The organism is Agrobacterium sp. S7/73 (assembly GCF_019355535.1).
Classification (GTDB): domain Bacteria; phylum Pseudomonadota; class Alphaproteobacteria; order Rhizobiales; family Rhizobiaceae; genus Agrobacterium; species Agrobacterium tumefaciens.
Genome location: NZ_CP072136.1, coordinates 1,677,432 through 1,698,817, shown reverse-complemented (window position 1 = coordinate 1,698,817; position 21,386 = coordinate 1,677,432). Strand labels below are relative to the sequence as shown.

Here is a 21,386-nt window from a genome sequence, read left to right as displayed (position 1 = left end):
TCAGAAATCTGGAGTTTGAGATGGCCAGCCTTTCCCAAGCCGTCAATTCACTGTTCCTCAAGGAGTTCGTCGGTGCGATCTTCCTGACGATGCGCCACTTCTTCAAGCAGAAGGCCACGGTGAATTATCCTTTCGAAAAGGGCCCGGTGTCTCCGCGCTTCCGCGGCGAGCATGCGCTGCGCCGTTATCCGAACGGTGAAGAGCGCTGCATCGCCTGCAAGCTGTGTGAGGCGATCTGTCCCGCTCAGGCGATCACCATCGAAGCCGGTCCGCGCCGCAATGACGGCACCCGTCGCACGGTGCGTTACGACATCGACATGGTGAAGTGCATCTATTGCGGTTTCTGCCAGGAAGCCTGCCCGGTGGATGCCATCGTCGAAGGCCCGAACTTCGAATTCGCGACGGAAACCCGCGAGGAGCTCTATTTCGACAAGCAAAGGCTTCTCGACAATGGCGACCGCTGGGAGCGTGAAATCGCGCGCAACCTCGCACTGGATGCGCCTTACCGTTAAGGCGCAACCGTCTTTCCGGGGGAGACCCCGGAAAGCGAAGAAAGAGTAAAAGAGCCTGCACGGTTATCGCCGGCGGGGACGAAACGGGTAGAGCGCGCGATTGCGCGGTCTTTGCCCGGATGAGGACAAGAAGGCACCAACATGGGTCTGCACGCTGTATTCTTTTATATATTCGCTTTCGTCGCCGTGGCGTCTGCGTTCATGGTCATCGCATCGAAGAACCCTGTTCATTCGGTGCTGTTTCTGATTTTGACCTTCTTCAACGCAGCCGCGCTGTTCCTGCTGACGGGGGCCGAATTCCTCGCCATGATCCTGCTCGTCGTTTATGTCGGTGCGGTGGCGGTGCTCTTCCTCTTCGTCGTCATGATGCTGGATGTGGATTTTGCGGAGCTGCGCTCCGGCGTGCTGCAATATGCGCCGATCGGTGCGCTGATCGGTATCATTCTCGCGGCTGAACTGATCGTCGTGGTCGGCGGCAGCGTGCTTAACCCGCAGGCCGCCAAATCGATTACCATGCCGATCCCGTCACCGGCCGTGCGCACCAATACGGCCGCACTGGGCGACGTGCTCTATACCAATTACGTCTACTTCTTCCAGCTTGCCGGTCTCGTGCTGCTGGTGGCCATGATCGGCGCCATCGTGCTGACGCTGCGTCACCGCACCGACATCAAGCGGCAGAACATATCCACGCAGGTCGGACGTGACCCGAAGACCGCCGTCACCACGGTCAAGGTCAAGCCGGGCCAGGGCATCTGAAGGCGCGAACGGATCCAAGGAAACAGAATATGGAAATCGGTCTTTCCCACTACCTGACGGTCAGCGCGATCCTCTTCACGATCGGCATCTTCGGTATCTTCCTCAACCGGAAGAACGTCATCGTCATCCTCATGTCGATCGAGCTCATCCTGTTGGCGGTCAACATCAACATGGTGGCGTTCTCGGCTTTCCTGAACGACATCGTCGGCCAGGTCTTCGCACTGTTCATTCTGACCGTCGCAGCCGCCGAAGCGGCCATCGGTCTTGCAATACTCGTTGTCTTCTACCGCAACCGCGGATCGATCGCTGTCGAAGACGTCAATATGATGAAGGGCTGATAAGGCTATGATCTACAAGGCTATCGTCTTTCTTCCCCTGATCGGCTTCCTGATTGCCGGCCTGTTTGGCCGGTCGATCGGCGCCAAGGCTTCGGAATATGTCACCACCGGTCTGATGATCGTGGTCGCCGTCCTGTCGTGGATCGTCTTCTTCTCCGTCGCGCTTGCCCATGGCGAGCCGGGCGAGGTGATCAAGGTCACCGTGCTGCGCTGGATCCAGTCCGGCGGCATCGACGTCGAATGGGCGTTCCGCATCGATACCCTGACGGCCGTCATGTTCGTCGTCGTCAACACCGTCTCGACGCTGGTGCACCTCTATTCGATCGGATACATGCACCACGATCCGCATCGTCCACGCTTCTTTGCCTATCTTTCGCTGTTCACCTTCGCGATGCTGATGCTGGTGACCTCCGACAACCTGCTGCAGATGTTCTTCGGCTGGGAAGGCGTTGGTCTGGCGTCGTACCTGCTGATCGGTTTCTGGTTCAAGAAGCCTTCGGCGTCTGCTGCAGCCATGAAGGCGTTCATCGTCAACCGTGTTGGCGACTTCGGCTTCATTCTCGGCATATCAGGCGTCTTCGTGCTGTTCGGCTCGATCAATTTCGAGACCATCTTCGCTGCCGCCAGCACCTATCTGCCGGCTGAGGGGGCAGCTTCCACCGAAACCGTCATCAACCTGTTCGGCATGCAGCTGGACAAGGCCAATGCGATGACGGGCGTCTGCCTGCTGCTCTTCATGGGCGCCATGGGTAAGTCGGCGCAGTTCCTGCTGCACACCTGGCTGCCGGACGCGATGGAAGGCCCGACCCCTGTGTCCGCCCTCATTCACGCCGCAACAATGGTCACCGCCGGTGTCTTCCTGGTTGCCCGCATGTCGCCGCTGTTCGAATTGTCGCATGATGCGCTCACTGTCGTGACGCTGGTCGGCGCCATCACCGCCTTCTTCGCAGCGACCGTCGGTCTCGTTCAGAACGATATCAAGCGCGTGATTGCCTATTCGACCTGCTCGCAGCTCGGTTACATGTTCGTGGCACTTGGCGTTGGCGCTTATGGCGCGGCCGTGTTCCACCTCTTCACGCATGCCTTCTTCAAGGCACTGCTGTTCTTGTGCGCCGGTTCGGTTATCCATGCCGTCGATGGCGAGCAGGACATGCGTTACATGGGCGGCCTGCGCAAGCATATCCCCATCACCTTCTGGACGATGACCGTCGGCACGCTTGCGCTGACAGGTGTGGGCATTCCGGGCACGATGATCGGCTTTGCCGGCTTCTTCTCGAAGGACGTGATCATCGAATCCGCTTATGCGTCCCATTCGGTGCTGTCGGGTTTCGCCTTCACGCTGCTGGTCATCGCAGCGCTGTTCACCAGCTTCTATTCCTGGCGTCTGGCGTTCATGACTTTCTTCGGAAAGCCGCGCGCTTCGGCTGACGTGATGCACCATGTGCATGAATCGCCGATGGTCATGCTGATCCCGCTCTTCATCCTCACAGTCGGCGCGATCTTCGCCGGTGTTGTCTTCGAAGGTTATTTCTTCGGCCATGAATATGCCGAGTTCTGGAAGGGTGCTCTCTTCACGCTTCCGGAAAATGAAATCCTTGACGAGTTCCACCATGTTCCGCTGTGGGTCAAGTGGAGCCCGTTCTTCGCCATGGCACTTGGTTTCGTCACCGCATGGTACATGTATATCAAGTCGCCGGAGACGCCGAAGCGTCTGGCAGCGACCCATCGCGGCCTCTATCAGTTCCTCTTGAACAAGTGGTATTTCGACGAGCTTTACGACTTCCTCTTCGTGCGTTCCGCAAAGGCGCTTGGCCGCTTCCTGTGGAAGAAGGGCGACGTGGCCGTCATCGACCACTATGGACCGAACGGCATTGCAGCGCGTGTGGTTGACGTGACCAACCGCATGGTCCGCCTGCAATCCGGTTACCTTTATCACTATGCCTTTGCGATGCTGATCGGCATCGCGGCGCTTGTCACCTGGATGATGCTCGGGAGTGCGTTTTGATGACCGATTGGCCAATTCTTTCAACGGTCACCTTTCTGCCGCTCGTCGGCGTGGTGCTCTTGCTGCTGACCAATGAGAACGGCCCTTACGGTCGCCGCAACATTCTCAACGTCTCGCTGCTGACGACCGTTTTCACCTTCCTGGTTTCGTTGTTCGTCTGGATCGGCTTCGATAATTCGAACCCCGGTTTCCAGATGGTGGAAAAACACGCATGGTTCGGCAACATCGCCGCCTATCATCTGGGCGTCGACGGCATCTCCATGCTGTTCGTCATCCTCACCACCTTCCTCATGCCTTTCTGCGTGCTGGCAAGCTGGCAGTCGGTTGAAAAGCGCATCAAGGAATACATGATCGCCTTCCTGCTTCTGGAAGTTGTCATGATCGGCGTCTTCGTGGCGCTGGATACGGTTCTTTTCTACGTCTTCTTCGAAGCAACGCTGATCCCGATGTTCATCATCATCGGTGTCTGGGGCGGCAAGGATCGCGTCTACGCATCCTACAAGTTCTTCCTCTACACGCTGCTCGGCTCGGTTCTGACCATGCTCGCCATCATGGCGATGTACTGGCAGTCCGGCACAACAGACATGACCGAACTTCTGAAATACGGCTTCCCCGCTGGCATGCAGACCTGGCTGTGGCTTGCCTGTTTCGCGGCCTTCTCGGTCAAGATGCCGATGTGGCCGGTTCACACCTGGCTGCCGGATGCGCACGTGCAGGCGCCGACCGCAGGTTCCGTCATTCTGGCAGGTGTCATGCTGAAGCTTGGCGGTTACGGTTTCATCCGTTTCTCGCTGTCGATGTTCCCCTTGGCGTCGGACTATTTCGCTCCCTTCGTCTTCACGCTGTCGGTTCTCGCCATTATCTACACCTCGCTGGTGGCGATGATGCAAGACGACATCAAGAAGCTGATCGCCTATTCCTCCGTCGCCCACATGGGTTACGTGACCATGGGCATCTTCGCGGCCAATGTGCAGGGCGTGCAGGGCGCAATTTTCCAGATGCTGTCGCACGGCATCGTGTCGGGCGCGCTCTTCCTCTGCGTCGGCGTCGTTTACGATCGGTTGCATACCCGTGAGATCTCTGCCTATGGCGGTCTCGTGAACAACATGCCGAAATATGCCGTCGCCTTCATGATCTTCACCATGGCCAATGTCGGTCTGCCCGGCACCTCCGGCTTCGTTGGTGAATTCCTGACGCTGATCGGCGTATTCCGCGCCAACACGCTGGTCGCGCTGTTTGCGGCAACTGGCGTCATCCTCTCGGCCGCTTACGCGCTGTGGCTTTACCGCCGCGTGATTTTCGGTGCGCTTGAGAAGGAAAGCCTGAAATCGATGCTCGATCTGTCAACCCGCGAAAAGGTCATCCTTTATCCGCTGGTTGCGCTGACGATCTTCTTCGGCGTCTATCCGGCTCCGGTTTTCGATGCGACAGCCGCTTCGGTCGATCTTCTGGTAAACAACTATACGGCTGCATTGCAGGCGGCGCAAAATGTTGCGCTTTCTATGAATTGACGACAGGACCCGTTGGACATGACCGCTGAAATTCTTTTTGCCAGTCTGCACATCGCGACGCCCGAGCTGATCCTTGCGGTCGGCGCGCTGGCGCTGCTCATGATTGGCGTCTTCTCGGGCGACAAGTCGACAACGACGGTCACGGGCCTCTCCGTGGCCCTGCTGCTCGTCGTCGGTCTCTGGATCGTCTTTGCGCCCGCTTCGGGTGTGGCTTTCGGCGGCGTTTACGTCGCCGATGCCTTCGGCAACTTCATGAAGGTGCTGGCGCTGATCGGCTCGATCACCGCCATGATCCTTTCTGTCGGCCAGAGCCGTTTTGAGCCGGTCGGCCGGTTCGAATATCCGGTCCTTCTGGTTCTGGCGACGCTCGGCATCCTGCTGATGATTTCGGCCAACAACCTGATCTCGCTCTATATGGCGCTGGAGCTGCAGTCGCTTGCGCTCTACGTCGTCTGCGCCATCAACCGGGAAAGCCTGCGCTCCACCGAAGCGGGCCTGAAATATTTCGTTCTCGGTGCGCTCTCCTCGGGCATGCTGCTTTACGGCATGTCGCTGGTTTACGGCTTTACCGGCAATACCGGCTTTACCGAAATCGCCCAGGTTCTGACGGCGGAGACCCGTTCGCTCGGCCTCGTCTTCGGTCTGGTTTTCGTTCTTGCCGGTCTGGCATTCAAGATTTCCGCCGTGCCGTTCCACATGTGGACGCCGGATGTTTATGAGGGTGCGCCGACACCGGTCACGGCCTTCCTGTCTGCCGCTCCCAAGATCGGCGCCATGGCGATCTTCGTTCGCATCGTTGTTGACGCTTTCCAGCCGGTCTTTGCCGACTGGCAGCAGATCGTCGTCTTCATCTCCATCGCTTCCATGCTGCTCGGCTCGTTCGCGGCAATCGGCCAGAAGAACATCAAGCGCCTGATGGCCTATTCTTCCATCGGTCACATGGGTTACGCGCTGGTTGGTCTTGCGGCGGGCACGGAGGCCGGTATCTCGGGCGTCATTCTCTACATGACCATCTACATGGTCATGACGCTCGGCACCTTCGCCTGCATTCTCTCCATGCGTCGCAAGGAAATCGGCAATGTCGAAAATGTCGAGGATCTGGCCGGGCTTTCGTCGACCAACCCCTTCATGGCAGTTGTTCTGACGATCCTGATGTTCTCGCTTGCCGGCATTCCGCCGCTCGCCGGATTCTTCGGCAAGTACTACGTCTTCCTTGCTGCCATCGAAGCCAAACTCTATCCGCTCGCCGTCATCGGTGTGATCGGCTCGGTTGTCGGTGCGTATTATTATATCCGCGTCGTCAAGGTCATGTGGTTCGATGAAGCCAAGGGCAGCTTCGAGCGTCCGGCTGGCGAACTGAAAATCGTTTATGCGCTGTCTGGACTGTTCGTCGTCGCTTTCATCGTCTTCGGTGGTGCGCTCGGCAACGCAGTCACGGTTGCGGCAAAGACGTTCTTTTGAGCAATACGCACAAGCATACGGGCCGGATGTCCATCGATGACTTCCGGCACGAGGCGATGGCGGAAACGCCATCGACCAACATAGAATGTTTCGCCCGGGCAAGGGCAGGCCATGGCGGCAATCTGTGGATCACCGCCATCCGCCAGACTGGCGGGCGCGGTCGCCGCGGCCGGCCTTGGGTGTCTGAACCAGGCAATCTCTACGCTTCGCTTCTTCTCATCGATCCCGCGCCAATGGACCGCATCGGTTCATTGCCGCTTGCCTTTGCGCTCGCTGTCTACCGCGCCATTCGCGCTGTGCTGCCGACGGGTGGCGAACCGCTAGAGATAAAGTGGCCGAACGACGTGCTGATCGGGCGCCGGAAGACCTGCGGCATTCTGATGGAAGCCGAACTTCTGCCGGATGGACGCCGCGCCATCGTCATCGGCATCGGCATCAATATCGCCCACAAGCCTGAAAATCCGCTTTATCCCGTCACCATGCTGTCCGAACACGGGGCGTCGTGCTCCCCCGACGAGCTGTTCGCGCATCTCTTCCGCGAGACAGCGGATGTGCTGCAAAGCTGGGATGAGGGCAGGGGCGTTTCCGGTGTCATGGCCGGATGGCGGGCGGCTGCCTGCGGTATCGGCGAACATATCACCGTCAATTTTCCGGATCGCTCGATCGGCGGGCGTTTCGTTGGAATTGATGATAATGGTTATCTGCTGCTGGATGAGGATGAGGGCACAAGGCGCTCCATCGCCGCCGGCGACGTATTTTTTGGATGAGGTGGACGGCGTGTCTTCAAGGACCCGCGCCGAACCTCTTCCCACAGGTTGGAGCTTTCCTGCTGCTCATGAAAAGCAGGGTGACAAACCGGCTCCGCATCGGCCCGGTCGATCAGATGATGTTTCAGGTCCGATGCTGTTAAACGGGCGGCTGGGCGCGGCATATTGCCGTCGCCAGCGCGCTCTCGTGAGTGGATAAGAAGAACAATGACTAAACAGGACGAACTGGTATTTTTGCCGCTTGGCGGCGTCGGCGAAATTGGCATGAATCTGGCGCTGTACGGCTACGGTCCGGAAAACAAGCGCCAATGGATCATGGTGGATTGCGGCGTTACCTTTGCCGGCCTCGATCTGCCTGGTGTCGATCTGGTTCTCCCCGATATCAGCTATATCGCCGAGCAGAAGAAGAACCTCAAAGGCATCATCATCACCCACGCCCATGAGGATCACTACGGCGCGCTGAACGATCTGTGGCCGGGCCTCAACGTGCCCGTCTATGCCTCGGGTTTCACCGCCGGCATGCTGGAGGCAAAGCGCGCCTACGAGGGCAGTCGTGCCGAAATTCCAATCACCCCGTTCAAGGCGGGTGATCGCATCAATGTCGGCCCTTTCGAAATCGAGGCCGTCGGCGTCAACCATTCGATCCCCGAGCCAATGTCGCTGGTCATCCGCACGCCGCTTGGCAATGTCATCCACACGGGCGACTGGAAGATTGACGAGGCGCCGTCTCTCGGTCCGTTGACGGATGAGGCGCGTTTCCGCGCCATCGGCGAGGAGGGCGTGCTGGCGTTGATGTGCGACAGCACCAACTCGCTGCGTGACGGCGTATCGCCTTCGGAGCACGAAGTGTCTGAGGGGCTGCGCCAGATCATTGAAAATGCCGAGGGTCGCGTGGCCATCACCACCTTCTCCTCCAATGTCGGCCGTATCCGCTCCATCGCGCAGGCTGCGGAAGCTGCCGGACGCGAAGTGCTGCTGCTCGGCTCGTCGCTGAAGCGCGTCGTCAACGTTTCGCAGGATCTCGGCATCATGGAAGGTATCAAGCCGTTCCTGGCTGAAGACGAATACGGCTATATTCCGCGCAACAAGGTGGTCGTCATTCTCACGGGTTCGCAGGGTGAGCCGCGGGCAGCCCTTGCCAAGCTTTCGCGCGATGAGATGCGTAATGTGGCGCTGGCTGCCGGTGATACGGTGGTATTTTCCTCGCGCGCCATTCCGGGCAACGAAAAGGCGATCATCGAGATCAAGAACGGCCTGATAGAGCAGGGCATCCATATCGTTACCGACAATGAGGCTTTGGTGCATGTCTCCGGCCATCCCCGCCGTAACGAACTTCTGAGGATGTACGAATGGACCAAGCCGCAAATCCTGGTGCCGGTGCATGGCGAGGCGGCGCATCTGGTGGCGCAGAAGGAACTGGCTGAACAGGCCGGCATTTCTCAGGTGCCGAAGGTTCGTAACGGCAACATTCTCCGTCTGGCGCCTGGTCCTGCGGAAGTCATCAACGACGCACCGCACGGCCGCGTCTTCAAGGACGGCAACCTCATCGGTGACCTCGACGAGATGGGGATCAGCAACCGCCGCAAGCTTTCCTTCGCCGGCCATGTCTCCGTCAATGTGCTGCTGGACAGCCGCTACGACTTCCTCGGAGATCCCGATGTCGTACCTTTTGGCCTGCCGGAATTCGATGATGAGGGCGAGGACATGGAAGATACGCTCTATGACGCCGTACTCGGCGCCGTGGAAAGCATCCCCCGGGCCCGCCGCAAGGACCTTGCGCTGCTGCGCGAGTCAGTGCGCCGCGCCGTACGCGCCGCTGCCAATCAGGCATGGGGCAAGAAGCCGATCGTGACGGTTTTCGTCACCAAGGTCTGAACCGGAAAATCCCGGGTTTTCAAACCGTCACGCCCCGTCATGTCCGGACCATCTCGGACATGACGCAATCGCTGTCCGCGATCGTTCCTTCTCCTCTCTTGCAGCTTTTTACACATCTTGCAGGGAAGTGATTCCGGTTCGCGGATGAATGCGTTACAAGGGGCGCATCACGCAGGAGGACGTCATGCCGCTTCTTTCGGTCTTCGCCATTTATTTCATCGTCTGGTGGACGGTGCTTTTCGTTGTGCTGCCGATTGGCCTTCGCACTCAGGAGGAAGACGGCGATGTGGCGATCGGCACGGTTGCAAGCGCCCCGTCAAGGTTCAGGGGCGGGCGCATCGTCTTGTGGACAACGCTGATATCGGCTTTGATCTGCGGGCTCTGGTACGGCGTAACCTGGTGGTTCGGCGTCAGCATGGACGACCTTCCGAGAATTATCCCGGTTTTCGACTGAAGCACCTCACCCACGCCCTAGGATTAAGCGCGCCGCAGAATTTTGCAGCGTGGCGGGCTTTGTGATGCGATTTAAGGCAACATAAGCTGTGCTGCCGTTTTATGAACGGTCGCCACAAGATGCGCCAGTGCTGTCACATGGACGTCATATAAGTCGTGCACACACCATGAGCGTGTCTGGCGGGCAATTCGCTGTCACAATTTTACCGGAATAAGCATTCGGGGTTGTGAACTTCGCCGGAATCAAAAAAAAACAAGGCATTTCAGCCTTGTTTTTCAGGTTTCGCGTGATCTGTAACCGTTACCGGGGCAGCGACAAGCGCGCCTAAGATCGAATCCTCCCAAGACTGACCGCGAAAACGACAAGAATTTAGACTTCCTGCCTCTTTTGTGAGCTAAAGTTAGCCCAATCACCCATGCTTGTCATCTCATTTTTTGCATATTTGTTACAGTCGGCAAAAAATTCCCTGTGGTGCAATTTGTCGCACCGGATCAAGAATAATATTCCGGCCAAAGCGTTTTGACGCGAATTAGCTATCGCGAAAATGCCACGAAATCGCCTAGGCAGGTCTTTGCATGGCGGGTTTTCTTCTTGGTCAGAAACAGCTATGTACGGCGCCAATATCCCTCTATTCGGGGCGATTCCCGCGCTTTTGCGTGTTGTTGCCCATACCAATGGAAGTCGTCATGCGTCTCAGCCGTTATTTCATGCCCATCCTGAAGGAAAACCCCAAGGAAGCGGAGATTGTCTCCCATCGCCTCATGCTGCGTGCGGGCATGATCCGGCAGCAATCGGCGGGCATCTATTCCTGGCTACCGCTCGGCAAGCGCGTTCTGGACAAGGTCAACAGGATCATCCGCGAAGAGCAAGACCGCTCGGGCGCGATCGAGCTTCTGATGCCGACGCTGCAGACCGCTGAGCTGTGGCAGGAGAGCGGCCGTTATGACGATTACGGCAAGGAAATGCTGCGCATCAAGGACCGTCAGGACCGCCAGATGCTGTATGGCCCCACTAACGAGGAGATGATCACTGACATCTTCCGGTCCTATGTGAAATCCTACAAGAACCTGCCGCTGAACCTCTATCATATTCAGCTGAAGTTCCGCGACGAGGTGCGCCCCCGTTTCGGCACCATGCGCTCGCGCGAGTTTCTTATGAAGGATGCCTATTCCTTCGATCTGACCAAGGAAGACGCGATCCACTCCTATAACAAGATGTTCGTGGCTTACCTGCGCACATTCGAACGGCTTGGCCTGCGCGCCATTCCCATGCGTGCCGATACCGGCCCGATTGGCGGCAATCACAGCCACGAATTCATCATTCTGGCCGATACTGGCGAATCCGAAGTCTTCTGCCACAAGAGCTTCCTCGACCGCGCCATCCCCGCCGATGATACCAACTTCGACGATGTCGCAGCCCTTCAGGGCGTTTTCGACGAATGGACGGCCGACTATGCCGCCACCTCGGAAATGCACGACGAAGCTGCTTATGACGCCATTCCCGATGGCCAGCGCCTTTCCGCGCGCGGCATCGAAGTCGGCCACATCTTCTATTTCGGCACCAAATATTCCGAGCCGATGGGCGCCAAGGTGCAGGGTGCTGATGGCAAGGAACACCCCGTTCACATGGGGTCCTACGGCATTGGCCCGACACGCCTTGTTCCCGCCATCATTGAAGCATCGCATGACGAGAACGGAATCATCTGGCCGGCTTCGGTCGCTCCTTTCGATGTCGTGATTATCAACATGAAGGCAGGTGACGCAGCCTGTGATGCGGCGTGCGAAAAGCTGTATTACTCGCTCTCCAATGCCGGCAAGGATGTTCTTTATGACGATACGGACGACCGCGCGGGCCAGAAGTTCGCGACTGCTGACCTGATCGGCGTGCCGATGCAGATCATCGTCGGCCCACGTTCGGCAGCGAACGGTGAAGTCGAGGTGAAGGATCGCAAGACCGGCGACCGTGAAACCGTCACAATCGAAGCGGCAATGAACAGGGTGCTTGGCTAAGCGCGAAATGGTGAAAGTGACGAGCGGTTTTCGCCTGAAATCCGCTCCAGCTTTATGAGATCAAGATCAGGGGTCGGTTTTTTGTGAAAACCGGCCTTTCAAGTTCAGATCAGGGAGACGACATGGCAAAAGCCGAGGCTGACAAGGGTGCGGCTCCTTCCGCCCGGGAAAGGACCGCCCGGCCGTTTTCTGCTTTCGAGCGCATGGTGGCCTGGCGCTATCTGCGGTCGCGGCGCAAGGAAGCGTTCATATCCGTCATCGCCGGCTTTTCCTTCGTCGGCATCATGCTGGGCGTCGCGACGCTTATCATCGTCATGGCTGTCATGAACGGTTTTCGCACCGAGCTGATTTCGCGCATTCTCGGCATCAACGGCCATATGATCGTCCAGCCGATCGACCAGCCCTTCAACAATTACGATGAGCTGGCGAAGAAGTTCTCCGCCATTCCGGGCGTGACGATGGCCCTGCCGCTGGTAGAGGGGCAGACATTGGCCTCCGGTCGCGGTGGCGCCGGCTCCGGTGCGCTCGTGCGCGGCGTTCGCCAGGACGATATCGACAAGATCAAGGAAGTCGCCACCAACGTCAAAACCGGCGATCTCGTCGGCTTCATGGCGGGCGACGGGGTTCTGGTTGGCTCAAGGCTTGCCGCACAGCTTGGCGTGACGGCGGGCGACGATATCACCCTCATTTCGCCTGAAGGCGATGTGACGCCGATGGGTGTCAACCCGCGCGTCAAATCCTACAAGATTTCGGGCGTCTTCGAGATCGGCATGTCGGAATATGATGCGTCGATGATCTATATGCCGCTGTCCGAAGCCCAGCTTTATTTCAATGCCGAAGGCCTGGTGCAATCCATCGAGCTTTACGTCAGTCGCCCAGACAATGTCGACGGCATCCGCCCGCTGGTGGAGCAGGCAGCTGAGCGGCAGATCTATATCACCGACTGGAGACAGCGTAACCAGACCTTCTTTTCCGCCCTGCAGGTGGAAAGAAACGTGATGTTCATGATACTGACGCTCATCGTTCTGGTGGCGGCGCTCAACATCATTTCCGGCCTCATCATGCTGGTTAAGGACAAGGGCAGCGATATCGCCATTCTGCGCACCATGGGCGCCAGTTCCGGCGCCGTCATGCGTATCTTCTTCATGACGGGAGCTGCCATCGGCACGGTGGGCACATTCGCCGGTGTGGCACTCGGCGTCATCGTCTGCCTCAATGTGGAATCGATCCGGCAGTTCTTCTCCTGGGTATCAGGCACGGTGCTGTTTGATCCGCAGCTCTATTTCCTCAGCCAGCTTCCGGCCGAAATGGATATCAGCGAGACCATTACCGTCGTCATCATGGCGCTGACGCTTTCTTTCCTGGCAACCATCTTTCCGGCATGGCGGGCTTCCAAGCTCGATCCGGTGCAGGCCCTGCGTTACGAATAAGGACCGCTTCACAATATGGCAAAAAAATCAGTGCTGCGGCTTACCGGCGTCGAGAGGACCTATGGTCAGGGCGAGACGTCGCTCTCCATTCTGCGCAAGGCCGATTTCGAGTTGAAGAGTGGTGAGATGGTGGCGCTTGTTGCCCCCTCGGGCACCGGAAAATCCACGCTGCTGCATCTCGCCGGGCTTCTCGAGCATCCGGATGCTGGCGAGGTCTTCATCAATGACGCGCCCTGCAATGGTCTGCCGGATGAAAAGCGCACGGCGATCCGCCGCAGCGACATCGGTTTTGTCTACCAGTTCCATCATCTGCTGCCGGAGTTCACGGCGGTGGAGAATGTGATGATGCCGCAGCTCATCGCCGGTTTGACGCAGGGCGAGGCCCGCAAGCGTGCGAGCGCGCTGCTCGATTACATGCGGGTCGGCCATCGCGGCGAACATCGCCCTGCTGAGCTTTCCGGCGGTGAACAGCAACGTGTGGCGATCGCGCGTGCCGTTGCCAACGCACCGCTCCTGCTTCTCGCCGACGAGCCGACCGGCAATCTCGATCCCGAGACCGCGCATTACGTGTTCGATGCGCTGGAAGCGCTGGTGCGCCAGTCCGGCCTTGCCGCACTGATCGCCACCCATAATCACGAGCTTGCCAACCGCATGGACCGCCGCGTGACGCTTGCAGACGGCATGATCGTAGACTTCTGATCGTGATGCAGTAAGGCGACCATAGCGCCGCCTTTGCGATCTTTTCTGCGGCTGAGTCTGTCTACGTTCAGGTTTCCCGCGAAGCCACTCGTCCTTCCACAATTGAATTTTCACGAACCCGGAGGTGTTTTTGCCTCCGGGTTTTTTTGCTTTGGAGTCAGTGGCTTGCCATTCACGAAGGTGGAACCGCAGCCGATTCTGCCGCGTTAGCAAGGAGACTATCAATAAAAGCCTGTTGACAATCGAACAAAATAAGAACAAAGTTAGAACATAACGAGTAAGGAGAGACCAATGACTGATTTCATCCGTGACGTTGCCGCTTTCGCCTCCATCGCTGTGTTCGTCGCCAGCTTTTCGGTGATCCTCACTGCCCTGTGAAGGGCACACCGGCGCAGAAGCCTGTATAGACGCCGAAAGGCGGTGGACTTTGAAGGCCGAAAATCGGAAAATCGCCCCCTCGATTCAGAATGACAGGATGACGATATGGGCGAGTCGGTTACGCGTGGAGAGACCTCTGGCGAAACGCTGAAAACACCCGGTTTCGTCCATCTGCGGGTTCACTCCGCTTACTCCCTGCTTGAGGGGGCTTTACCCCTCAAGAAAATTATGTCCAAGGCCGTTGCAGACGGCCAGCCGGCCATAGCCATTACCGACACCAACAATCTTTTCGTCGCACTGGAGTTTTCCGAAAAGGCGCGTGATGAGGGCTTGCAGCCGATTATCGGCTGTCAGGTGTCGATCGACATGCAGGATGCGGTGGATGATCGCCGCAATCACAACAGCCACCTTGCCAAGCTTCCAGCCATCGTGCTGCTCGCGGCTGATGCCGGAGGGTACGAGCGGCTGGTGGACCTTATCAGCCGCGCCTATCTGGAAGGCGAAAGCGGTGGCCAGTCCGTGCATATTACCCGTGCATGGCTGGAGGAAGCCTCCAATGCCGGGCTGATTGTGCTGACGGGTGCCTCCGGTGGTCCGGTGGATATGGCTCTGAAGGAAGGGCATGCGGCGCAGGCGAGAGAACGCCTGCTGGCGCTGAAATCACTCTTCGGTGACAAGCTTTATATCGAATTGCAGCGTCAGTCCGGTTTCGACCGCGTCCATGAGCGGCGTATGATCGGGCTTGCTTATGAACATGATATTCCGCTGGTCGCCACCAACGAGGCGTTCTTCCCTTCGAGGGCCGATTATGAGGCGCATGACGCATTGATGGCGGTGGCGCATAACGCCATCGTTTCGGATGACAGCCGGTTCCGCCTGACCCCCGACCATTATATGAAAAGCCGTGAGGAGATGGCGGAGCTGTTTGCCGACCTTCCGGAGGCACTGGAAAACACCGTCGAAATCGCAATGCGGTGTTCTTATGTGCTGAAGAAGCGTGGGCCGATCCTGCCGCGCTTCACCGGTGCCAGCGACGATCCCGAAGCGGCGCAACGGGCAGAGGCCGAAGAGCTTCGCCGTCAGGCCGTCGAAGGTCTTGATCTTCGCCTTGCGGCCCTCGGCATGGCACCTGGCTACACAGAGCAGGAATATCGCGACAGGCTGGATTTCGAGCTTGGCGTCATCGAACGCATGGGTTTTCCCGGCTACTTCCTGATCGTTGCGGACTTCATCAAATGGGCCAAGCAGCAGGATATTCCAGTCGGCCCCGGCCGCGGTTCGGGTGCAGGCTCGCTCGTGGCCTATGCGCTGACCATCACCGATGTCGATCCTCTGCGCTTCTCGCTGCTGTTCGAACGCTTCCTCAATCCCGAACGCGTGTCGATGCCCGACTTCGATATCGACTTCTGCCAGGACCGCCGCGAAGAGGTGATCCGCTACGTGCAGCGCAAATATGGCCGCGAGCAGGTGGCGCAGATCATTACCTTCGGTTCGTTGCAGGCTCGCGCGGCATTGCGCGACGTCGGCCGCGTGCTGGAAATGCCCTATGGACAGGTGGACAAGATCTGCAAGCTGGTCCCCAACAACCCGGCCAATCCGACGCCGCTGTCAAAAGCGATCGAGGAAGAGCCGCGCCTGCAGGAAGAGGCGGACAAGGAACCCGTCGTTGCCCGACTTCTGGATATCGCCCAGAAGATCGAGGGGCTTTACCGTCACGCCTCCACCCATGCTGCCGGTATCGTCATCGGTGACCGGCCGCTGTCGAAGCTGGTGCCGATGTATCGCGATCCGCGCTCCGACATGCCGGTTACCCAGTTCAACATGAAGTGGGTGGAAAGCGCCGGCCTCGTCAAATTCGACTTTCTCGGTCTGAAGACGCTGACGGTGCTGAAGGTTGCCGTCGATTTCGTTGCCAAACGCGGCATCAAGGTCGATCTCGCCGCAATTCCGCTGGACGACGCCAAAACCTACGAGATGTTGTCACGCGGCGAAACCATCGGCGTGTTCCAGGTGGAAAGTGCCGGCATGCGCAAGGCGCTTATCGGCATGCGCCCGGACTGCATCGAGGACATCATTGCGCTGGTGGCGCTTTATCGTCCGGGTCCGATGGAAAACATTCCAGTCTACAATGCCCGCAAGCATGGCGAGGAGGAGCTGGAGTCGATCCACCCCACCATCGACCACCTCCTGAAGGAAACGCAGGGCGTTATCGTCTATCAGGAACAGGTGATGCAGATCGCCCAGGTTCTGTCAGGTTATTCGCTCGGCGAAGCCGATCTTCTGCGCCGCGCCATGGGCAAGAAGATCAAGGAGGAGATGGACCAGCAGCGCGAGCGCTTCGTGGACGGCGCGATCAGAAACAGCGTGTCGAAGCCGCAGGCCAACACCATCTTCGACCTGCTGGCGAAATTCGCCAATTACGGCTTCAACAAGAGCCACGCCGCCGCTTACGCCATCGTGTCCTATCAGACCGCCTATATGAAGGCGCATTATCCGGTGGAGTTCCTTGCGGCCTCCATGACGCTGGATATGGCCAACACGGAAAAACTCAATGATTTCCGCCAGGATGCCAGCCGTCTCGGTATAGAGGTCGTGGCACCTTCGGTGCAGACGTCCTTCCGGCAGTTCGAGACGGGTGAGAACCGCATCTATTATTCGCTGGCCGCCATCAAGGGCGTGGGCGAGGGTGCGGTGGAACACATCGTTACCGTGCGCGACGGCAAGCCATTTGCGAGCCTGGAGGATTTCTGCCTGCGCATCGATCCGAAGCAGATCAACCGGCGTGTGCTCGAAAGCCTCATCAACGCTGGCGGTTTCGATTGTTTTGGCCGCGACCGTGCCGAGATGATCGGCGGGCTGGACCGTATCATCGGTTATTCGCAACGCGCGCAGGAAAGCCGCGTTACCGGCCAGTCGGACATGTTCGGCTCCGGCGGCGCAAGCGGTCCGGAAAAGCTCATCCTGCCTGCCTTCCAGCCGTGGCTCGCCTCGGAAAAACTGCTGCGCGAATATCAGGTGCTCGGTTTTTACCTGACCGCACATCCGCTCGATACCTACCGCCCCGTATTGGAAAAGTTGCGGGTGCAGAATTTCGCCGATTTTTCCGCCGCAGTGAAACAGGGTGCGACCGCCGGGCGTCTGGCCGGCACCGTCACCGGCAAGCAGGAGCGCAAGACCCGGACCGGAAACAAGATGGGTATCGTCACCTTCTCCGATGCCTCCGGTCAATATGAGGCGGTGTTGTTTTCCGAAGGGCTTGCCCAGTTTCGCGATCTGCTCGAGGTGGGCAAATCCCTTGTTATCACCGTGCAGGCGGAAGAGCGCCCGGAAGGCATCGGTCTTCGCATCCAGACGGCGCAATCGCTCGAGGAAAAATCCGTCCAAATGCAGAAGGCGTTGCGGGTTTATGTGCGCGATTCAGGCCCGCTGAAAACCGTTGCCCGCCACCTCAATACCAAAGGTGACGGATCGGTTTATTTCATCGTCATCAAGGACGAGGGGAGCCGTGAGATCGAGGTGGAGCTGACGGAGAAATACCGTATTTCCCCTGAGATCGCCGCCGCACTTCGCTCCGCCCCCGGCGTTGTTGATGTGGAGCTGGTGTGAGGCCTCAAGCCCTCAAACCGGCCCTTCCTTTGTCACGGTAATGAAGTCCGTCCCCATTCCTGTCTCCATCTGGTGACTGAGGTCGGAAACGGTAATCGAACTGCCGGTTGAAAGCTCTTTCTCGATTCGGGAGCGAATTTCAGCCGGTATTTCGAGGCGATCGAGCACGGCGCTTAGCTGGTCAAAGCCACCGGGCGCTTCGGTAACGGTGATGCCGAGCCGCTTGCGGGCTGCGGCCGGCAGATGGTTTTCCAGTGTTACGCCATTCCATTCGGCGGTTCCGGCTGCGCGGTTGACGGCAACGGCTTCGAAGAAATGCGTTCCGAGTGCCACCTCGGGATCCTTGATGTCGATCGCAGCCTCGAATAGCGGCTTGAAATCCTGTCGCACCATGATCTGGCCATTCGGTGGATGATCTTCGCCGGCGGACGCGTAAAGTGCAGCAACGAAATCGTCGGTCAGTAGCGGCCCGGTGGTTTTCAGCCCCTTCCAGCGCTTGAAACCGTTGACGGCGCTGATCGTCATTTCTCCGGTATAGCCGTCCGGTGCGCCGGCATCGAAGCCAAGGCGGGTCAGCACGGCCTGAATATCCATCACCTTTTCGCGCTCGCCGCGCCGGGTGATGAGGATGCGCAAGGGCGAGGGCTCCTTGCCTTTGGCCATCGGTTTGATGGCTTGCGTTTTTTCATTCACGGCCACCTCAACGGTGCCCAATGCGGCGTCGAAGGTCGCGGGGCGCAGCTCGACGTCGGATAAAAGCAGCTTGCCGTCATCGGCATCGTCCCGCGGCTCAAACAGGGCTGAATGTTGTACGGAGCGCAGAGAAACCGGCCGGTCGGTGATGATGACATGCACGCCGTAGCGGGTCTCGCCGAACAGCGACTGCGCGAATTTCGAAGGCAGGCGCACGCAGCCATGCGAGGCCGGGTAATTTGGCACCTTGCCTTCGTGCAACGCGATGCCCGACCATGTCAGTCGCTGCATGAAAGGCATGGGCGCGGCCGAGTAGATGTTCGATTCGTGGTACTTGCGTTTTTCCAGAATCGAAAAAATGCCGCTCGGCGTCTCATGCCCGGCCTTGCCGGTTGAGACCTTGGATGTAGCAACGATCTCGCCGTTCTCGTAAAGCGCCAGCGATTGATCGCTTTTCGAAACGACGATCTGCAGGGACTTGTTGTCGGCGGCAAGCGCCGGAAAGGCAAGAATGCTGGCCGACAGCATGCCGGTCAGAAGACGGAAGCGAAGGGACATGACGCAATACACCACATGCACAAAACTTCGTTTACTCAACCACGCGAAGTTTAATGAAGTTTAAGGATACGGCGTCTGCCACATCACTAATTTGTGTAATATCTAAAATAGGGGCGGGGTGTTGCAGGCCGCAGGGTTTCACGGCGTTTGCAAGCGGCATGGCCGCTATTTGCGTGTACCGAAAGTGTAGCCGGTCTCGACGCTGCCCTTGCCGAACTTGTCGCGCAACTTGTCCATTGCCGCTTCCGCCGCCGCCCGCCGTTCCGCCTGCCTGTCGACGAGATCGGGAGGATCGGCAAGGTCCGCATCGCGCAGATCACTGACGCCTATGCCGATCAGGCGAAACTTGGTGCCGTCGGTTTCTTTCGCAAGCAGCGAAAGGCCGGTGCGGAATATGCGGTCGGCAAGCTGGGTCGGGTCGTCAAGCTTGCGGTTGCGGGTGCGGAGTTTGAAATCGGCCGTCTTCATTTTCAGCACAACCGTCTGACCGGAAATGCCACTCTTCTTCAGGCGCCAGGCAACTTTTTCGGAAAGCGACCGCAGGATCGGTACGAGGTCCTCGTGGCGGGAAATATCGTTGAAGAAGGTGGTCTCGGAAGACACGCTTTTCACGGGGTCGTTATTGTGCACGTGCCGTTCATCGATGCCGCGCGAAAGCCGGAACAGCCGTTGTCCCATCACGCCATAGCGGCGCATCAGGTCGCCTTCCTCCATCTCCTGCAACTGCGCGATCATGCGGATGCCGTCCGCCTCCAGCGTCGCCGCAAACGCCTTTCCAACGCCCCATATCGTCGTGACGGGCCGTGCTGCCAGAAAGGAAAGCGCTTCCGCTTCGCCGATCACCGAAAAGCCGCGCGGTTTTTTAAGGTCGGACGCGACCTTGGCCAGAAATTTGCAGTAGGACAGCCCGGCCGAGACGGTCACGCCCACTTCTTTTTCCACCCGTTTCACAAATTTCGCCAGAACCCGGGCAGGTGGATCGTGATGCAGCCTCTCCGTTCCGGAAAGATCGAGAAACGCCTCGTCTATGGAAAGCGGCTGCACGAGCGGCGTCAAATCCTGCATCATGGTTCGGATCTGACGGCCGACGCGGCTATATTTTTCCATGTCGGGCTTGATGACCACGGCGTCCGGACAGGCTTCCAGCGCCTTGAACATCGGCATGGCGGAGCGCACGCCCTGGATGCGGGCAATGTAGCAGGCAGTGGAAACCACGCCGCGTTTTCCGCCGCCGATGATCAACGGCTTGTCGGCAAGCTCGGGATTGTCCCGTTTTTCAACGGATGCGTAAAAGGCGTCGCAATCGATATGGGCGATGCTGAGGTCGTAGAGTTCGTCATGGTAGACGAGGCGGGGACTGCCACAGGCGCGACAACGCCTCAGGCCCGCTGGCTGGCCGGCCAGACAGTCGCGGCAAAAACCGGGATCATAGAGATGCGACGTGGACATGGGCCGAAAACAAAACCAGAACGTCGCCAACCATACTCCGGCCGTGACGGTGGCTCAAGGGGTGGCCTGTCAATACTCACCCGAATCCAGCCCCGGGCCGGAAAAATGGTGCCAGGCGGCGGCAACCGTTTCGGGGGATGTGTCGGTCGCCGCGCAGAAGGCCATGAGGTCTGGTTCGTGGCTCATCAGAAAATCGGTGAGCCCCGCCAGAAAGCCGGGATCGTGGGCGGCATGGCGCAGCATATTGGCCTGCAATCCGCTCAGCGCCAGAAAACGCCCGAGCATTTCCGGCTCGTTTGCCAGCCAGCCAAGTATGGCGGCTGCCGTTTCTTGCGGATCTTTTCCGGCATTGTCTTTGTTTTTTGTATCTCTCAGCATTTCTCTACCGAAGTTACCTATTTTGAAACCAAATCGTTCTAGCCTTGTGCAACAAATGGACGATGGAATCGGTTCTCTGGCACCCTATATGTCTGGGAGAAGGTTTCAAAGCGAAACGGGGACTGCCCACCATGCCCAAGCAGGTCATGATAGTCGAAGACAACGAGCTGAACATGAAGCTCTTTCGTGACCTGATCGAGGCGTCTGGCTATACGACGATCCAGACACGCAACGGCATGGAAGCGCTGGATCTTGCCCGCAAGCATCGCCCCGACCTCATTCTCATGGATATTCAGCTGCCGGAGGTTTCCGGGCTGGAGGTAACGAAATGGCTGAAGGAAGATGACGAGCTGCACGTCATTCCGGTCATCGCGGTAACCGCCTTCGCCATGAAGGGGGATGAGGAGCGCATTCGTCAGGGCGGATGCGAGGCCTATGTGTCCAAGCCGATCTCCGTTCCGAAATTCATCGAAATCATCAAGACCTATCTAGGCGATGCGTAAGGCG

17 protein-coding genes are annotated in these 21,386 nt (G+C 58.4%); 14 read left to right on the top strand and 3 right to left on the bottom strand.

The features are described 5' to 3' along the window. The first annotated feature begins 20 nt into the window (after window positions 1-20). The 13 genes from nuoI to dnaE all read left to right on the top strand — a co-directional run bounded on the left by nuoI (window position 21) and on the right by dnaE (window position 17,801). Window positions 21-512, top strand: coding sequence for an NADH-quinone oxidoreductase subunit NuoI (gene nuoI, locus J5276_RS08375; RefSeq protein ID WP_003512679.1), 492 nt, complete (start codon window positions 21-23; stop codon window positions 510-512). Window positions 513-653: 141 nt separating this feature from the next. Next, on the top strand, window positions 654-1,268 hold the full coding sequence (locus tag J5276_RS08370; protein ID WP_003512680.1) for an NADH-quinone oxidoreductase subunit J: 615 nt from the start codon (window positions 654-656) through the stop codon (window positions 1,266-1,268). Between the two features lie 29 nt (window positions 1,269-1,297). Continuing rightward, window positions 1,298-1,606: an NADH-quinone oxidoreductase subunit NuoK gene (gene nuoK / locus J5276_RS08365; protein ID WP_003496445.1), complete on the top strand. Its 309-nt coding sequence runs from the start codon at window positions 1,298-1,300 to the stop codon at window positions 1,604-1,606. 7 nt (window positions 1,607-1,613) lie between these two features. Continuing rightward, window positions 1,614-3,611 (top strand): NADH-quinone oxidoreductase subunit L, encoded by a 1,998-nt coding sequence (nuoL, locus tag J5276_RS08360; protein ID WP_013635952.1) that lies wholly within the window; start codon window positions 1,614-1,616, stop codon window positions 3,609-3,611. Next, on the top strand, window positions 3,611-5,122 hold the full coding sequence (locus J5276_RS08355) for an NADH-quinone oxidoreductase subunit M (RefSeq protein ID WP_013635953.1): 1,512 nt from the start codon (window positions 3,611-3,613) through the stop codon (window positions 5,120-5,122). Before nuoL ends, J5276_RS08355 begins: the two co-directional genes overlap by 1 nt. Before the next feature lie 18 nt (window positions 5,123-5,140). Further along, window positions 5,141-6,583, top strand: coding sequence for an NADH-quinone oxidoreductase subunit NuoN (gene nuoN / locus J5276_RS08350; protein WP_003512691.1), 1,443 nt, complete (start codon window positions 5,141-5,143; stop codon window positions 6,581-6,583). A 26-nt stretch (window positions 6,584-6,609) separates the two neighbouring features. Beyond that, window positions 6,610-7,350 carry a biotin--[acetyl-CoA-carboxylase] ligase gene (locus tag J5276_RS08345; RefSeq protein ID WP_162632848.1) on the top strand — a complete coding sequence of 247 codons (741 nt, stop codon included), beginning with the start codon at window positions 6,610-6,612 and terminating at the stop codon, window positions 7,348-7,350. 207 nt (window positions 7,351-7,557) lie between these two features. Continuing rightward, window positions 7,558-9,225 carry a ribonuclease J gene (locus tag J5276_RS08340; RefSeq protein WP_019565480.1) on the top strand — a complete coding sequence of 556 codons (1,668 nt, stop codon included), beginning with the start codon at window positions 7,558-7,560 and terminating at the stop codon, window positions 9,223-9,225. 148 nt (window positions 9,226-9,373) lie between these two features. Next, the gene (locus tag J5276_RS08335; RefSeq protein ID WP_003512694.1) at window positions 9,374-9,679 is read left to right on the top strand and encodes a DUF1467 family protein; all 306 of its coding nucleotides are present in this window, start codon (window positions 9,374-9,376) and stop codon (window positions 9,677-9,679) included. Window positions 9,680-10,365: 686 nt separating this feature from the next. Beyond that, entirely contained in the window at window positions 10,366-11,688 is a 1,323-nt protein-coding gene (gene proS / locus J5276_RS08330; protein ID WP_003512695.1) for a proline--tRNA ligase, read from the top strand. Window positions 11,689-11,810: 122 nt separating this feature from the next. Continuing rightward, window positions 11,811-13,118 carry a lipoprotein-releasing ABC transporter permease subunit gene (locus J5276_RS08325; RefSeq protein WP_003512696.1) on the top strand — a complete coding sequence of 436 codons (1,308 nt, stop codon included), beginning with the start codon at window positions 11,811-11,813 and terminating at the stop codon, window positions 13,116-13,118. A 15-nt stretch (window positions 13,119-13,133) separates the two neighbouring features. After that, entirely contained in the window at window positions 13,134-13,817 is a 684-nt protein-coding gene (locus tag J5276_RS08320; RefSeq protein ID WP_174011330.1) for an ABC transporter ATP-binding protein, read from the top strand. 483 nt (window positions 13,818-14,300) lie between these two features. Beyond that, window positions 14,301-17,801, top strand: coding sequence for a DNA polymerase III subunit alpha (dnaE, locus tag J5276_RS08315; RefSeq protein WP_112154934.1), 3,501 nt, complete (start codon window positions 14,301-14,303; stop codon window positions 17,799-17,801). A gap of 12 nt (window positions 17,802-17,813) precedes the next feature. Here dnaE and J5276_RS08310 read toward each other — a convergent pair whose 3' ends face one another. The 3 genes from J5276_RS08310 to J5276_RS08300 all read right to left on the bottom strand — a co-directional run bounded on the left by J5276_RS08310 (window position 17,814) and on the right by J5276_RS08300 (window position 20,879). Beyond that, a complete protein-coding gene (locus J5276_RS08310) occupies window positions 17,814-19,052 on the bottom strand; it encodes a L,D-transpeptidase family protein (RefSeq protein WP_112154933.1) in 1,239 nt (412 codons plus the stop codon). A 165-nt stretch (window positions 19,053-19,217) separates the two neighbouring features. Beyond that, window positions 19,218-20,501 carry a DNA polymerase IV gene (locus J5276_RS08305; RefSeq protein WP_019565485.1) on the bottom strand — a complete coding sequence of 428 codons (1,284 nt, stop codon included), beginning with the start codon at window positions 20,499-20,501 and terminating at the stop codon, window positions 19,218-19,220. Window positions 20,502-20,570: 69 nt separating this feature from the next. Beyond that, window positions 20,571-20,879 (bottom strand): DUF3572 domain-containing protein, encoded by a 309-nt coding sequence (locus J5276_RS08300; protein WP_019565486.1) that lies wholly within the window; start codon window positions 20,877-20,879, stop codon window positions 20,571-20,573. Between the two features lie 131 nt (window positions 20,880-21,010). On the opposite strand from J5276_RS08300, the gene J5276_RS08295 reads away from it, so the two are divergent. Then, complete coding sequence (locus J5276_RS08295) at window positions 21,011-21,382, top strand: response regulator (protein ID WP_003496409.1); 372 nt, start codon at window positions 21,011-21,013, stop codon at window positions 21,380-21,382. Window positions 21,383-21,386: the final 4 nt, after the last annotated feature.

What these genes read in the sequence shown, in the direction of transcription:
- nuoI (WP_003512679.1), top strand. Translation starts at nt 21, where the DNA reads ATGGCCAGCCTTTCCCAAGCCGTCAATTCACTGTTCCTCAAGGAGTTC.
- J5276_RS08370 (WP_003512680.1), top strand. Translation starts at nt 654, where the DNA reads ATGGGTCTGCACGCTGTATTCTTTTATATATTCGCTTTCGTCGCCGTG.
- nuoK (WP_003496445.1), top strand. Translation starts at nt 1,298, where the DNA reads ATGGAAATCGGTCTTTCCCACTACCTGACGGTCAGCGCGATCCTCTTC.
- nuoL (WP_013635952.1), top strand. Translation starts at nt 1,614, where the DNA reads ATGATCTACAAGGCTATCGTCTTTCTTCCCCTGATCGGCTTCCTGATT.
- J5276_RS08355 (WP_013635953.1), top strand. Translation starts at nt 3,611, where the DNA reads ATGACCGATTGGCCAATTCTTTCAACGGTCACCTTTCTGCCGCTCGTC.
- nuoN (WP_003512691.1), top strand. Translation starts at nt 5,141, where the DNA reads ATGACCGCTGAAATTCTTTTTGCCAGTCTGCACATCGCGACGCCCGAG.
- J5276_RS08345 (WP_162632848.1), top strand. Translation starts at nt 6,610, where the DNA reads ATGTCCATCGATGACTTCCGGCACGAGGCGATGGCGGAAACGCCATCG.
- J5276_RS08340 (WP_019565480.1), top strand. Translation starts at nt 7,558, where the DNA reads ATGACTAAACAGGACGAACTGGTATTTTTGCCGCTTGGCGGCGTCGGC.
- J5276_RS08335 (WP_003512694.1), top strand. Translation starts at nt 9,374, where the DNA reads ATGCGTTACAAGGGGCGCATCACGCAGGAGGACGTCATGCCGCTTCTT.
- proS (WP_003512695.1), top strand. Translation starts at nt 10,366, where the DNA reads ATGCGTCTCAGCCGTTATTTCATGCCCATCCTGAAGGAAAACCCCAAG.
- J5276_RS08325 (WP_003512696.1), top strand. Translation starts at nt 11,811, where the DNA reads ATGGCAAAAGCCGAGGCTGACAAGGGTGCGGCTCCTTCCGCCCGGGAA.
- J5276_RS08320 (WP_174011330.1), top strand. Translation starts at nt 13,134, where the DNA reads ATGGCAAAAAAATCAGTGCTGCGGCTTACCGGCGTCGAGAGGACCTAT.
- dnaE (WP_112154934.1), top strand. Translation starts at nt 14,301, where the DNA reads ATGGGCGAGTCGGTTACGCGTGGAGAGACCTCTGGCGAAACGCTGAAA.
- J5276_RS08310 (WP_112154933.1), bottom strand. Translation starts at nt 19,052, where the DNA reads ATGTCCCTTCGCTTCCGTCTTCTGACCGGCATGCTGTCGGCCAGCATT.
- J5276_RS08305 (WP_019565485.1), bottom strand. Translation starts at nt 20,501, where the DNA reads ATGTCCACGTCGCATCTCTATGATCCCGGTTTTTGCCGCGACTGTCTG.
- J5276_RS08300 (WP_019565486.1), bottom strand. Translation starts at nt 20,879, where the DNA reads ATGCTGAGAGATACAAAAAACAAAGACAATGCCGGAAAAGATCCGCAA.
- J5276_RS08295 (WP_003496409.1), top strand. Translation starts at nt 21,011, where the DNA reads ATGCCCAAGCAGGTCATGATAGTCGAAGACAACGAGCTGAACATGAAG.